This is a genomic window from Brevibacterium sp. UCMA 11754 (assembly GCF_021532275.1).
Taxonomy (GTDB): Bacteria; Actinomycetota; Actinomycetes; order Actinomycetales; family Brevibacteriaceae; genus Brevibacterium.
The window spans coordinates 1-11,998 of record NZ_JACBOT010000014.1 but is presented as its reverse complement, the minus strand read 5'-3'; the positions used below and the strand labels follow the sequence as shown (position 1 = coordinate 11,998).

Sequence of the window (11,998 nt, the reverse complement as noted above, 5' to 3'; positions counted from 1 at the left end):
CCCGTCGGCCATCCCCGTCGCGGCCATGGCATCTGTGATCAGCGCGATCCCCCAGGAGCCAGGTCGCCAGCATTCGCGCCGGCGGTGCCGCCACGTGCACTCCGTCGTTGATGAGTTCCAGCGTGACGTGTCCTGCCCGAGTGTGGCGGCCGAGGATGGGGCCCGGTGCCCTGGGTGGATTCGGGCATTGCGTTGAACGTGTGGGTGAGGATGCTCGCGCCCGCGTCGAAGGCACGGGCCGCTTCCTCGTACCCCGGCCGCGGTGTGCCCGATGGCCACGCTCACCCCCGCCGAGGTGAACCGTGAGATCGCGTCGAGCGCACCGGGCAGTTCGGGGGCGATCGTGATCTGGGCCAGCGTTCCGTCAGCAGCCCTAAGGATCGATTCGACCGCCTCGGGGTGGGTGCTGTGAGCACTTCGGGTGCGTGCGCACCCTTGAAGTCAGGGGACAGGAACGGGCCTTCGGCATGGAGACCGAGCACAGCAGGAGTGTCACGGCAGAGCCCGGCCCCGGCGGTCAAGGAGTGACAGAGCCCCTCGACCGTGTCCGAGACGTAGGAGAGGGCGAGCGCCCGGGTTCCGTGCCGGTGATGGACGGCGAGCACTTCGCTGAGTCCGACCTCTCCGTCTTCGGCGCTGGAGCCTCCGGCCCCGTGACAGTGGATGTCGACATAGGCGGGGGCCAGGTAGGCTCCTCCTGCGTCGCTGATCTGCACCCTCGCCGAGGTGGCCAGGTCCTGCCAGCCCGAACCTCGCCCGCGTGCAATGACATCTCCCCCAGCCTCGGCGAGCCAGTCATCGGCGGTTCCAAGGCGAAACCGGCCGGATCACCGTCGAGGATGATGGCATTGTGGATGATCGTGTCCGCGAGCTCGTCGGCAGGCTGCTTACTCATCGGCCCTCCTGATGCATCGGTGCGAGTTCGATCTCGTACCCGGCTTGGACCAACTCGGTGGCAGCAACCGCCTCGAGCTGGGAATCGGTGATGATCGCCTGGAAGACTTCGGTGCCGCCGACCGAGGCGAAGGATCGTCTGCCGTACTTCGAGGAGTCAGCGACGACGATGGCCCGCTCGGCGCGTTCGGCCATGAGTCGGTTGACGTAGGCTTCGTCCTCGTTGGCTGTCATACCCCCGGCCGAAGCGGAGATCGCGTGGACGCCGACGAACGCGAGGTCGAGCCAGATGCTGCGCAGCACGGAGTCGACGAAGGATCCGACGAGTTCGAAGCTCGACGTGTTGATGACTCCCCCGCACACGATGACCTTGATGCCCGGGTGGATGGCGAGTCTGTTGGCGATGTCGACCGCATTGGTGACGATGGTGAGGTCGTGGAGGAGGTCGTCGCGTCGGCTCAGGGCATCGGCGACCATGAACGTGGTCGTGCCGCCGGAGAGTCCGATGACGGATCCGGGGGTGATCCGGTCGACCGCCGCTCGCGCGATTGCCGCCCTTCGCCTCTGCAGAGGCTGCTTCCTTGTAGCGCAGCGACAGGTCGTAGTCGACGGCACGCCTGGTGGCTCCGCCATGGGTGCGTTCGACGAGCCTGCGCTGTTCGAGTAGGTCGAGGTCACGACGGATCGTGGCCAGAGAGACCTTCAGCTCCTGGCTGAGAGCCTCCACGCCGACAGTTGTCTCCCGGTCGAGTTTCGACAGATGGAGTCGAGGCGGTCCTCACGCGTGCTCATAGAGTCAGTCTCTGTCCTTGCCGAGGGGATTGCAAAGGAGGCTGATCAGGCGGCAGCCTCGGCTGCGAAGACCTCACGCGCGGGTCCGAGGTATTTTCCGTGAGTCGACCATGTCCGGGTGGGCCTCCAGGGTCGTCCGCACAGAGCCTGAGAAGACCTTGTTGAGGTGGGTGGAGATGTTGATCTTGGCCATGCCCGCGGCAACGCCCGACGGATCTCATCATCGGCGACGCCCGAGGAACCGTGGCAGAACCAGGGGCACCGGCAGTCCGGCGGCCAGCTCGGCGATGAGTTCGAGGTCGAGGCGGCTGGTCCCGCTCGCGACCTTCGCGTGCGAGGTGCCAACAGCCACGGCGAGCGCGTCGACTCCAGTTTCCGTCACGAACTCGGCTGCCGCGCTAGGGTCAGTGCGCACACCGGGTGCGTGTGCACCGTCCTTTCCGCCGATCTCACCCAGCTCCTCCGCCTCGACGCTGATTCCGCGTCCGTGGGCACGACGGACCACGTTGGCGGTGATCGCACAGTTCTCCGCGAAGCTCAGGTGCGCTCCGTCGAACATCACGGAGTCGAAGCCGAGTTCCAGAGCCTCGGTCACAAGGTCGACGTCGGTCGCGTGATCGAGGTGGACGGCGATGGGGACCCGCGCGGATTCTGCAATCGCCATCCGCGGCGCGGGCGATCGGAGCCAGGCTGCCGTGGTATTTCACACGCAGTTCTCGGAGATCTGCATGATGACGGGCGCCTCCGCCTGTTCGGCGCCAGCCGCGATCGCCTCGGCGGATTCCAGGTGGATGACGTTGAATGCTCCGATGGCGGCGTCCGTCCCGGTCAGCAGGTCGGTCGTAGCGGCCCTGGTCATGTCTGCTCTTCGTGATGACGACGTCGTGTCTCAGTTTCTGCCAATCGGGGTGGATCTGCCCCGCTTGGGCATGAGCACCGCAGAGGCGGAGAGTGCGACCGCCTCCGTGAGGATCGTGCGAACGTCTTCGTCAGGCAGCCGAGCCGCCTCATCACTCTGCGAGTTCGCGGCCAGGCACCGGGCCAGGGCCGCCACAGAGGCGTCGCCGGCTCCCGTGGGATTGCCCTGCAGGACCCTCTCCAGACGCGCGCTCGAGCGCGGGCCGGTCCGGTCGACGAGGACCATCCCGTCCTCCCCACGGGAGACAAGGACATTGCTGGCTCCGGCACGAACCAGTTCCCCCGCCGAGGCGATCAGATCCTCGTGTTCGAACAGGTCCTTGTGTTCGAACAGTTCGTTCAGTTCCTCCGCATTCGGCTTCACCCAGTCGGCACCGGCCCGAGCCGCCCGGAGCAGTCCGGGCCCTGAGGTGTCGACGATGACGCTGACTCCGGCGGCATGCGCTGCTCTCACCAGCTTGGCGTGAAAGTCTTCGGGACAGTCTGCCGGAGTGGAGCCGGAGAGAACGAGCACGGTCACTGCCGGCTCGGACAGCCGTCGATCGATTGTCTCCGACAGCGCGCATCCCACACCTCGGGCGGGTGCTTCGCGGCTGTCTCGTTGAGCACGGTGGCACGTCCGGACCCTTCGACGACGGCATAGCTGCGTCGAAGCCTGCTCGGAGTCGGAGTGAGATCCCAGACCGGGCCGAGGGCAGGCGAGGCTTCGACGCCTGCTGCGCTGTCGGCCTCGGGTCGGTACTCGCCTGCCACTGGGCCCTGCACATATGCTCCGATCCCGGTGTCGGCCAGGATACGGGCCACGTTGATTCCCTTGCCGCCGAGTCTGCCGACTGCGGGATCGATCCGGTGCGAACGTCCCAGGTCCAGCTGTGAGGCGGTGATGGTGATGTCCCAGGCGGGGCTGAGCGTCACGGTGATCACGCGCGGCTCGTCCCGCGGGCTGCACCTCTGCGCGCCCGATGCTCATGCCGGATCCCTCGTCAGCAGGCCAGCACCGATGAGCCCGGCGACGGGGCCCAAGCCAGCTCGGCGGATACTCGGCATCTGGTGGAAGTCCAGCCGGGACCGCAGCGCGGCCTCCATCTCCGTCGAGGAGCTCATCGGCCCCACTCAAGCCGCCTCCCAGGATGATCGTCTCCGGTGCGACGACCGCCGCGATCTGTGCACACACGGCACCGAGCCGTCGACCGCCTCGGCGAAACACCTGTCGTGCAATCGGATCACCGGCATGCACGGCGTCGAGGACGTCCAAGGATCCTGCGACCGGGTCCCCGCTGCGCTGCGAATACCGCTTCGCGCGATCGACGACGCCGAGGCGATGTGCTCGATCGGCCCGCGGAACAGCCCCTCGGCGTATATCGACGGAGACCTCGGTGAATCCCACCTCTCCCGCATAGCCGCCGGCGGAGATCAGCCGACCGCCCGACGCGGATGGCTGCCGCGATGCCCGTGCCGATGGTGATCATCACAGCGTCGTCGGGTGTGTCCTCGACCAGCTCGAATTCGGCCCGTCCGGCTGATCGCACATCGTGTGAGAGCCTGACCTCCAGATTCAGGCTCTCGCTCAACAGCGATCGGAACGGCACATTGCGCCACCCGAGGTTTGCGGAATGGATTCCGGTCCCGCCGGCCTCGTCGACGATTCCGGGATGACCACGGCCGCCTCGGCGATGGGGTGTCCTTCGTGGTCCGCGGCGAAGGTCGAACGGAAGTCCGCGATGACGGCCATGACCTCCGACGCCGCGCTCTGCGTACATTCGGGGTGGGTGGGGCGGTCAGCGCATCGACGAGCCGACCAGCGGAGTCGAACAGCGCAGCCTTCATCCCGTACCTCCGACGTCGACGGCCAGCGCCACTGGACCGGGACCCAGGCTCAGCCCTTCGGCAACGCGGAGGATCTCTGCGCGCGCCGTCATCCGCCCAGGACCACCGACCGTGTCAGTGAGCGCGGATTGTCGGGTCGACGCCGAGGCGGCGGGCCCTGATGAGTGCGAGTGCGTGCAGCCGCACGAGCTCGGCCAACGGATCGCGGTCGGATTCGACGAATCTGGCCCCCGTGGCCTCGACCTGCTCGCGCAGCCCTGCCGGAGCATCACCGAGCTGCCAGGTCACGCGCCCCTTCGCGGCGATGGCGATGGGTCCGTGGCGGTACTCCATCGACGAGTACGATTCGGTCCAGGTCTGCGCGGATTCACGCAGCTTCAGCGCGGCCTCGTTGGCCAGACCCCACGTCCATCCCAGACCCAGGAAACTGAACTGCTCGGCGTCGATGAGTTCATCATCAGGAGGCTGTCGGCGAACTCGGAGAAGTCGGGGAGATTCCCGCAAGGACGGCCCTCGCATCCCCTATCGCGGTCTCCAGCTGGCTTCCCTGATCCAACCAGGAGCGCATGGCTGCGATGGCTGAGGTACCGAACCTCGTCTGCACGACAGATCGCTCATCGGCGAAATCAAGGGCGATGACGTCCGTGGCACGCTGAGCGATCGGCGATCCGTCGCTGCCGACGATGGCAGTGACCGGTGTGCGATCGCCGAGACGCTCGAGGGCGTCGACGAGCTCTGTGGTGGTGCCGGACCGGGAGATCGCGATGATGCGGTCGTAGCTCCGATGCGTGGGGTACTCGCTGGCGGTGAAGGCGGCTCGGTCCTCGCCCCTACCGTGCGTCTCCGCGCAGGGAGGCGAACACCGCCCGCCGAACCACGGTAGGACCTCGCAGCCGTGACCGCGATCCGTCCCCCGTCCGCTGGAGGCAATCGTGCTGGCGGGGGTCCTCGTGGTTCGGCGGGCAGGTGTTCGCCTCCCTGCGGGAGACGCTGGTAGGGGCAGACCGATGCCTTCACCGCCAGCGAGTACCCGCTACGCATCGGAGCTACGACCGCATCATCGCGATCTCCCGGTCCGGCACCACCACAGAGCTCGTCGACGCCCTCGAGCGTCTCGGCGATCGCACACCGGTCACTGCCATCGTCGGCAGCGACGGATCGCCGATCGCTCAGCGTGCCACGGACGTCATCGCCCTTGATTTCGCCGATGAGCGATCTGTCGTGCAGACGAGGTTCGGTACCTCAGCCATCGCAGCCATGCGCTCCTGGTTGGATCAGGGAAGCCAGCTGGAGACCGCGATAGGGGATGCGAGGGCCGTCCTTGCGGGAATCTCCCCCGACTTCTCCGAGTTCGCCGACAGCCTCCTTGATGATGAACTCATCGACGCCGAGCAGTTCAGTTTCCTGGGTCTGGGATGGACGTGGGGTCTGGCCAACGAGGCCGCGCTGAAGCTGCGTGAATCCGCGCAGACCTGGACCGAATCGTACTCGTCGATGGAGTACCGCCACGGACCCATCGCCATCGCCGCGAAGGGGCGCGTGACCTGGCAGCTCGGTGATGCTCCGGCAGGGCTGCGCGAGCAGGTCGAGGCCACGGGGGCCAGATTCGTCGAATCCGACCGCGATCCGTTGGCCGAGCTCGTGCGGCTGCACGCACTCGCACTCATCAGGGCCCGCCGCCTCGGCGTCGACCCCGACAATCCGCGCTCACTGACACGGTCGGTGGTCCTGGGCGGATGACGGCGCGCGCAGAGATCCTCCGCGTTGCCGAAGGGCTGAGCCTGGGTCCCGGTCCAGTGGCGCTGGCCGTCGACGTCGGAGGTACCGGGATGAAGGCTGCGCTGTTCGACTCCGCTGGTCGGCTCGTCGATGCGCTGACCGCCCCCACCCCGGAATGTACGCAGAGCGCGGCGTCGGAGGTCATGGCCGTCATCGCGGACTTCCGTTCGACCTTCGCCGCGGACCACGAAGGACACCCCATCGCCGAGGCGGCCGTGGTCATCCCCGGAATCGTCGACGAGGCCGGCGGGACCGGAATCCATTCCGCAAACCTCGGGTGGCGCAATGTGCCGTTCCGATCGCTGTTGAGCGAGAGCCTGAATCTGGAGGTCAGGCTCTCACACGATGTGCGATCAGCCGGACGGGCCGAATTCGAGCTGGTCGAGGACACACCCGACGACGCTGTGATGATCACCATCGGCACGGGCATCGCGGCAGCCATCCGCGTCGGCGGTCGGCTGATCTCCGCCGGCGGCTATGCGGGAGAGGTGGGATTCACCGAGGTCTCCGTCGATACCGCCGAGGGGCTGTTCCGCGGGCCGATCGAGCACATCGCCTCGGCGTCGTCGATCGCGAAGCGGTATTCGCAGCGCAGCGGGACCGCGGTCGCAGGATCCTTGGACGTCCTCGACGCCGTGCATGCCGGTGATCCGATTGCACGACAGGTGTTCGCCGAGGCGGTCGACGGGCTCGGTGCCGTGTGTGCACAGATCGCGGCGGTCGTCGCACCGGAGACGATCATCCTGGGAGGCGGCTTGAGTGGGGCCGATGAGCTCCTCGACGGAGTGGAGGCCGCGCTGCGGTCCCGGCTGGACTTCCACCAGATGCCGAGTATCCGCCGAGCTGGCTTGGGCCCCGTCGCCGGGCTCATCGGTGCTGGCCTGCTGACGAGGGATCCGGCATGAGCATCGGGCGCGCAGAGGTGCAGCCCGCGGACGAGCCGCGCGTGATCACCGTGACGCTCAGCCCCGCCTGGGACATCACCATCACCGCCTCACAGCTGGACCTGGGACGTTCGCACCGGATCGATCCCGCAGTCGGCAGACTCGGCGGCAAGGGAATCAACGTGGCCCGTATCCTGGCCGACACCGGGATCGGAGCATATGTGCAGGGCCCAGTGGCAGGCGAGTACCGACCCGAGGCCGACAGCGCAGCAGGCGTCGAAGCCTCGCCTGCCCTCGGCCCGGTCTGGGATCTCACTCCGACTCCGAGCAGGCTTCGACGCAGCTATGCCGTCGTCGAAGGGTCCGGACGTGCCACCGTGCTCAACGAGACAGCCGCGAAGCACCCGCCCGAGGTGTGGGATGCGCTGTCGGAGACAATCGATCGACGGCTGTCCGAGCCGGCAGTGACCGTGCTCGTTCTCTCCGGCTCCACTCCGGCAGACTGTCCCGAAGACTTTCACGCCAAGCTGGTGAGAGCAGCGCATGCCGCCGGAGTCAGCGTCATCGTCGACACCTCAGGGCCCGGACTGCTCCGGGCGGCTCGGGCCGGTGCCGACTGGGTGAAGCCGAATGCGGAGGAACTGAACGAACTGTTCGAACACAAGGACCTGTTCGAACACGAGGATCTGATCGCCTCGGCGGGGGAACTGGTTCGTGCCGGAGCCAGCAATGTCCTTGTCTCCCGTGGGGAGGACGGGATGGTCCTCGTCGACCGGACCGGCCCGCGCTCGAGCGCGCGTCTGGAGAGGGTCCTGCAGGGCAATCCCACGGGAGCCGGCGACGCCTCTGTGGCGGCCCTGGCCCGGTGCCTGGCCGCGAACTCGCAGAGTGATGAGGCGGCTCGGCTGCCTGACGAAGACGTTCGCACGATCCTCACGGAGGCGGTCGCACTCTCCGCCTCTGCGGTGCTCATGCCCCAAGCGGGGCAGATCCACCCCGATTGGCAGAAACTGAGACACGACGTCGTCATCACGAAGGAGCAGACATGACCAGGGCCGCTACGACCGACCTGCTGACCGGGACGGACGCCGCCATCGGAGCATTCAACGTCATCCACCTGGAATCCGCCGAGGCGATCGCGGCTGGCGCCGAACAGGCGGAGGCGCCCGTCATCATGCAGATCTCCGAGAACTGCGTGAAATACCACGGCAGCCTGGCTCCGATCGCCCGCGCCGCGATGGCGATTGCAGAATCCGCGCGGGTCCCCATCGCCGTCCACCTCGATCACGCGACCGACGTCGACCTTGTGACCGAGGCTCTGGAACTCGGCTTCGACTCCGTGATGTTCGACGGAGCGCACCTGAGCTTCGCGGAGAACTGTGCGATCACCGCCAACGTGGTCCGTCGTGCCCACGGACGCGGAATCAGCGTCGAGGCGGAGCTGGGTGAGATCGGCGGAAAGGACGGTGCACACGCACCCGGTGTGCGCACTGACCCTAGCGCGGCAGCCGAGTTCGTGACGGAAACTGGAGTCGACGCGCTCGCCGTGGCTGTTGGCACCTCGCACGCGAAGGTCGAGCGGACCAGCCGCCTCGACCTCGAACTCATCGCCGAGCTGGCCGCCGGACTGCCGGTGCCCCTGGTTCTGCACGGTTCCTCGGGCGTCGCCGATGATGAGATCCGTCGGGCCGTTGCCGCGGGCATGGCCAAGATCAACATCTCCACCCACCTCAACAAGGTCTTCTCAGGCTCTGTGCGGACGACCCTGGAGGCCCACCCGGACATGGTCGACTCACGGAAATACCTCGGACCCGCGCGTGAGGTCTTCGCAGCCGAGGCTGCCCGCCTGATCAGCCTCCTTTGCAATCCCCTCGGCAAGGACAGAGACTGACTCTATGAGCACGCGTGAGGACCGCCTCGACTCCATCCTGTCGAAACTCGACCGGGAGACAACTGTCGGCGTGGAGGCTCTCAGCCAGGAGCTGAAGGTCTCTCTGGCCACGATCCGTCGTGACCTCGACCTACTCGAACAGCGCAGGCTCGTCGAACGCACCCATGGCGGAGCCACCAGGCGTGCCGTCGACTACGACCTGTCGCTGCGCTACAAGGAAGCAGCCTCTGCAGAGGCGAAGGCGGCAATCGCGCGAGCGGCGGTCGACCGGATCACCCCCGGATCCGTCATCGGACTCTCCGGCGGCACGACCACGTTCATGGTCGCCGATGCCCTGAGCCGACGCGACGACCTCCTCCACGACCTCACCATCGTCACCAATGCGGTCGACATCGCCAACAGACTCGCCATCCACCCGGGCATCAAGGTCATCGTGTGCGGGGGAGTCATCAACACGTCGAGCTTCGAACTCGTCGGATCCTTCGTCGACTCCGTGCTGCGCAGCATCTGGCTCGACCTCGCGTTCGTCGGCGTCCACGCGATCTCCGCTTCGGCCGGGGGTATGACAGCCAACGAGGACGAAGCCTACGTCAACCGACTCATGGCCGAACGCGCCGAGCGGGCCATCGTCGTCGCTGACTCCTCGAAGTACGGCAGACGATCCTTCGCCTCGGTCGGCGGCACCGAAGTCTTCCAGGCGATCATCACCGATTCCCAGCTCGAGGCGGTTGCTGCCACCGAGTTGGTCCAAGCCGGGTACGAGATCGAACTCGCACCGATGCATCAGGAGGGCCGATGAGTAAGCAGCCTGCCGACGAGCTCGCGGACACGATCATCCACAATGCCATCATCCTCGACGGTGATCCGGCCGGTTTCGCCTTGGGAACCGCCGATGACTGGCTCGCCGAGGCTGGGGGAGATGTCATTGCACGCGGGCGAGGTTCGGGCTGGCAGGACCTGGCCACCTCGGCGAGGGTGCAGATCAGCGACGCAGGAGGAGCCTACCTGGCCCCCGCCTATGTCGACATCCACTGTCACGGGGCCGGAGGCTCCAGCGCCGAAGACGGAGAGGTCGGACTCAGCGAAGTGCTCGCCGTCCATCACCGGCACGGAACCCGGGCGCTCGCCCTCTCCTACGTCTCGGACACGGTCGAGGGGCTCTGTCACTCCTTGACCGCCGGGGCCGGGCTCTGCCGTGACACTCCTGCTGTGCTCGGTCTCCATGCCGAAGGCCCGTTCCTGTCCCCTGACTTCAAGGGTGCGCACGCACCCGAAGTGCTCACAGCACCCACCCCCGAGGCGGTCGAATCGATCCTTAGGGCTGCTGACGGAACGCTGGCCCAGATCACGATCGCCCCCGAACTGCCCGGTGCGCTCGACGCGATCTCACGGTTCACCTCGGCGGGGGTGAGCGTGGCCATCGGGCACACCGCGGCCGGGTACGAGGAAGCGGCCCGTGCCTTCGACGCGGGCGCGAGCATCCTCACCCACACGTTCAACGCAATGCCCGGAATCCACCACAGGGCACCGGGCCCGATCCTCGCCGCAATCGAGGCAGGACACGTCACGCTGGAACTCATCAACGACGGAGTGCACGTGGCGGCACCGCCGGCGCGAATGCTGGCGACCTTGGCTCCTGGGCGGATCGCGCTGATCACAGATGCCATGGCCGCGACGGGGATGGCCGACGGGGACTACATGCTCGGAGCGCTGCCGGTGAAGGTGGAGGATTCCGTGGCCCGACTGCTGGGCGAGGACGGTGCGACGGGCTCCATCGCCGGGTCCACGCTGACCATGGACTATGCGGTGATGAGAGCGGTGGCTGAGATGGGTATGAGCCCGCTTGAAGCCGTCCAGGCCGCGAGTCTGGTGCCGCTGCGGGCACTGGGACTCAGCGCCGATGACCAGCACAGTCTGCTGGGCGTGGGAATGCCCGCTGACTACCTGCTGCTGAACGCGGACATGAGCATCCAGCCTGAGAATCTGGCACGATAGGTGACATGGATGCCCTGCTCCTCATTGACACCGATGACGCCAGTTACACCTCCGACGAGAACGCCGAGATCTTAGTCGACATCGTCGGCCGCACTCGCACGGTCGGCGGTGTGCTCATCTTCGCCTCAACGAAGGACGAACTCGTTGACGTCGACGATGAGGAACTCTCCATCTTCGTGCCCGACGAAGAAGACCTCGTGCTGCGTTCGGAGAAGCCTGACGTCTTCGACGGCATCCGAGACCTGGCTCCCGGCCTCCACGACATGGGCATTGACCGCATCGTCATCGCCGGTGGGGACGTGAGCACAGTCGCGAATTCCGAAGATGCAGATGCCCCGGTCGACGCAGATGTTCCGGACGGCGCGGATGCTCCGGACGGCGTAGGCAGCACGGATGGTGCGGATGACGCAGACGCTTCCGACGGCACCGGCGCCGGCGATCTGCCGGGATCGGTTCGTGCCTCCGCGATGGCCGCTCTCGTCTGCAACTTCGACGTCATCGTCCTCTCCGACGCGGTGATCGACCCCGAAGGCCAACCGGTGACCTGGCTGGACTCGGCCGAAGAAGCTGGAGCCATGATCAAGAAGACCGCTGACACCTGGCTGAGGATGTAACCTCTCTGGCGCCATTGGCCCTATTAGTTCTACACTGAGTAGAAGTTTTGAGTCTCCTGAGGCTCAGCTATGAGGTCATCCGTGTGAGCGTCCCAAGGAGAGGAGAGTCATGACCGGGTCGAACAAGTCGGTTCGTGCTCTCTTCGCCGCGCTCATGACGACTCTGCTGGCCGTGCTGATGCACGTCGGCGCCGGTGGCACGACCTCGTTCGTCGGCATCGTGATCGTCTTCGTCTTCGCCTTATGGGCCGCAACGATCCTCGCTGGTCGTCGACTCGGATATCTGGCATTGGGATCACTGCTCGGCTTGGGCCAGGTCCTCATGCACCTGTCGATGGGTGGTTCACCGCCGCACCCGCCGCCACCGGTGCAACGACGACCGGAACGGCCATGGGCCACCAGCA

15 protein-coding genes and 4 pseudogenes are annotated in these 11,998 nt (G+C 66.6%); 9 read left to right on the top strand and 10 right to left on the bottom strand.

The features are described 5' to 3' along the window. On the top strand, positions 1 to 196 hold a 196-nt coding region (locus HX613_RS08115), incomplete at its 5' end, for a hypothetical protein (protein ID WP_235344874.1). 85 nt (positions 197 to 281) lie between these two features. Here the strand turns inward: HX613_RS08115 and HX613_RS08110 are convergent. The 10 genes and pseudogenes from HX613_RS08110 to HX613_RS08070 all read right to left on the bottom strand — a co-directional run bounded on the left by HX613_RS08110 (position 282) and on the right by HX613_RS08070 (position 4,935). Then, positions 282 to 716: a hypothetical protein gene (locus HX613_RS08110; protein WP_235344873.1), complete on the bottom strand. Its 435-nt coding sequence runs from the start codon at positions 714 to 716 to the stop codon at positions 282 to 284. Between the two features lie 175 nt (positions 717 to 891). Continuing rightward, the gene (locus HX613_RS08105; protein ID WP_235344872.1) at positions 892 to 1,527 is read right to left on the bottom strand and encodes a DeoR/GlpR family DNA-binding transcription regulator; all 636 of its coding nucleotides are present in this window, start codon (positions 1,525 to 1,527) and stop codon (positions 892 to 894) included. Positions 1,528 to 1,573: 46 nt separating this feature from the next. Next, a pseudogene (locus tag HX613_RS22595) lies at positions 1,574 to 1,621 on the bottom strand (hypothetical protein); the annotation flags it as partial. A gap of 285 nt (positions 1,622 to 1,906) precedes the next feature. Then, positions 1,907 to 2,545 (bottom strand): annotated as a pseudogene (locus tag HX613_RS08095) (class II fructose-bisphosphate aldolase). A 30-nt stretch (positions 2,546 to 2,575) separates the two neighbouring features. Further along, a complete protein-coding gene (locus tag HX613_RS22590; RefSeq protein WP_235344871.1) occupies positions 2,576 to 3,124 on the bottom strand; it encodes a PfkB family carbohydrate kinase in 549 nt (182 codons plus the stop codon). Continuing rightward, positions 3,121 to 3,528, bottom strand: a complete 408-nt coding sequence (locus HX613_RS22585; protein WP_235344870.1) for a hypothetical protein — start codon at positions 3,526 to 3,528, stop codon at positions 3,121 to 3,123. Before HX613_RS22585 ends, HX613_RS22590 begins: the two co-directional genes overlap by 4 nt. 229 nt (positions 3,529 to 3,757) lie before the next feature. Next, a pseudogene (locus tag HX613_RS23000) lies at positions 3,758 to 3,841 on the bottom strand (hypothetical protein); the annotation flags it as partial. Then, positions 3,828 to 4,223 (bottom strand): ROK family protein, encoded by a 396-nt coding sequence (locus tag HX613_RS22995; RefSeq protein ID WP_442862595.1) that lies wholly within the window; start codon positions 4,221 to 4,223, stop codon positions 3,828 to 3,830. The gene HX613_RS22995 and the pseudogene HX613_RS23000, both read right to left, overlap by 14 nt. After that, positions 4,172 to 4,336: a hypothetical protein gene (locus HX613_RS08075; protein WP_235344868.1), complete on the bottom strand. Its 165-nt coding sequence runs from the start codon at positions 4,334 to 4,336 to the stop codon at positions 4,172 to 4,174. Before HX613_RS08075 ends, HX613_RS22995 begins: the two co-directional genes overlap by 52 nt. Before the next feature lie 209 nt (positions 4,337 to 4,545). Beyond that, positions 4,546 to 4,935, bottom strand: a complete 390-nt coding sequence (locus HX613_RS08070) for an SIS domain-containing protein (protein WP_235344867.1) — start codon at positions 4,933 to 4,935, stop codon at positions 4,546 to 4,548. A gap of 462 nt (positions 4,936 to 5,397) precedes the next feature. On the opposite strand from HX613_RS08070, the gene HX613_RS08065 reads away from it, so the two are divergent. The 8 genes and pseudogenes from HX613_RS08065 to HX613_RS08030 all read left to right on the top strand — a co-directional run. Next, a complete protein-coding gene (locus HX613_RS08065) occupies positions 5,398 to 6,171 on the top strand; it encodes an SIS domain-containing protein (protein WP_235344866.1) in 774 nt (257 codons plus the stop codon). Further along, entirely contained in the window at positions 6,168 to 7,115 is a 948-nt protein-coding gene (locus tag HX613_RS08060; RefSeq protein WP_235344865.1) for an ROK family protein, read from the top strand. Before HX613_RS08065 ends, HX613_RS08060 begins: the two co-directional genes overlap by 4 nt. Next, positions 7,112 to 8,143, top strand: coding sequence for a 1-phosphofructokinase family hexose kinase (locus tag HX613_RS08055; RefSeq protein WP_235344864.1), 1,032 nt, complete (start codon positions 7,112 to 7,114; stop codon positions 8,141 to 8,143). Before HX613_RS08060 ends, HX613_RS08055 begins: the two co-directional genes overlap by 4 nt. Next, positions 8,140 to 8,985, top strand: a complete 846-nt coding sequence (locus HX613_RS08050; protein WP_235344863.1) for a class II fructose-bisphosphate aldolase — start codon at positions 8,140 to 8,142, stop codon at positions 8,983 to 8,985. The genes HX613_RS08055 and HX613_RS08050 overlap by 4 nt, the downstream gene beginning before the upstream one ends. A gap of 4 nt (positions 8,986 to 8,989) precedes the next feature. Next, complete coding sequence (locus HX613_RS08045) at positions 8,990 to 9,784, top strand: DeoR/GlpR family DNA-binding transcription regulator (RefSeq protein WP_235344862.1); 795 nt, start codon at positions 8,990 to 8,992, stop codon at positions 9,782 to 9,784. Beyond that, positions 9,781 to 10,980 carry an N-acetylglucosamine-6-phosphate deacetylase gene (locus HX613_RS08040; RefSeq protein ID WP_235344861.1) on the top strand — a complete coding sequence of 400 codons (1,200 nt, stop codon included), beginning with the start codon at positions 9,781 to 9,783 and terminating at the stop codon, positions 10,978 to 10,980. Before HX613_RS08045 ends, HX613_RS08040 begins: the two co-directional genes overlap by 4 nt. A 5-nt stretch (positions 10,981 to 10,985) precedes the next feature. Continuing rightward, on the top strand, positions 10,986 to 11,594 hold the full coding sequence (locus HX613_RS08035) for a hypothetical protein (RefSeq protein WP_235344860.1): 609 nt from the start codon (positions 10,986 to 10,988) through the stop codon (positions 11,592 to 11,594). A 109-nt stretch (positions 11,595 to 11,703) separates the two neighbouring features. Further along, positions 11,704 to 11,998 (top strand): annotated as a pseudogene (locus HX613_RS08030) (hypothetical protein); the annotation flags it as partial.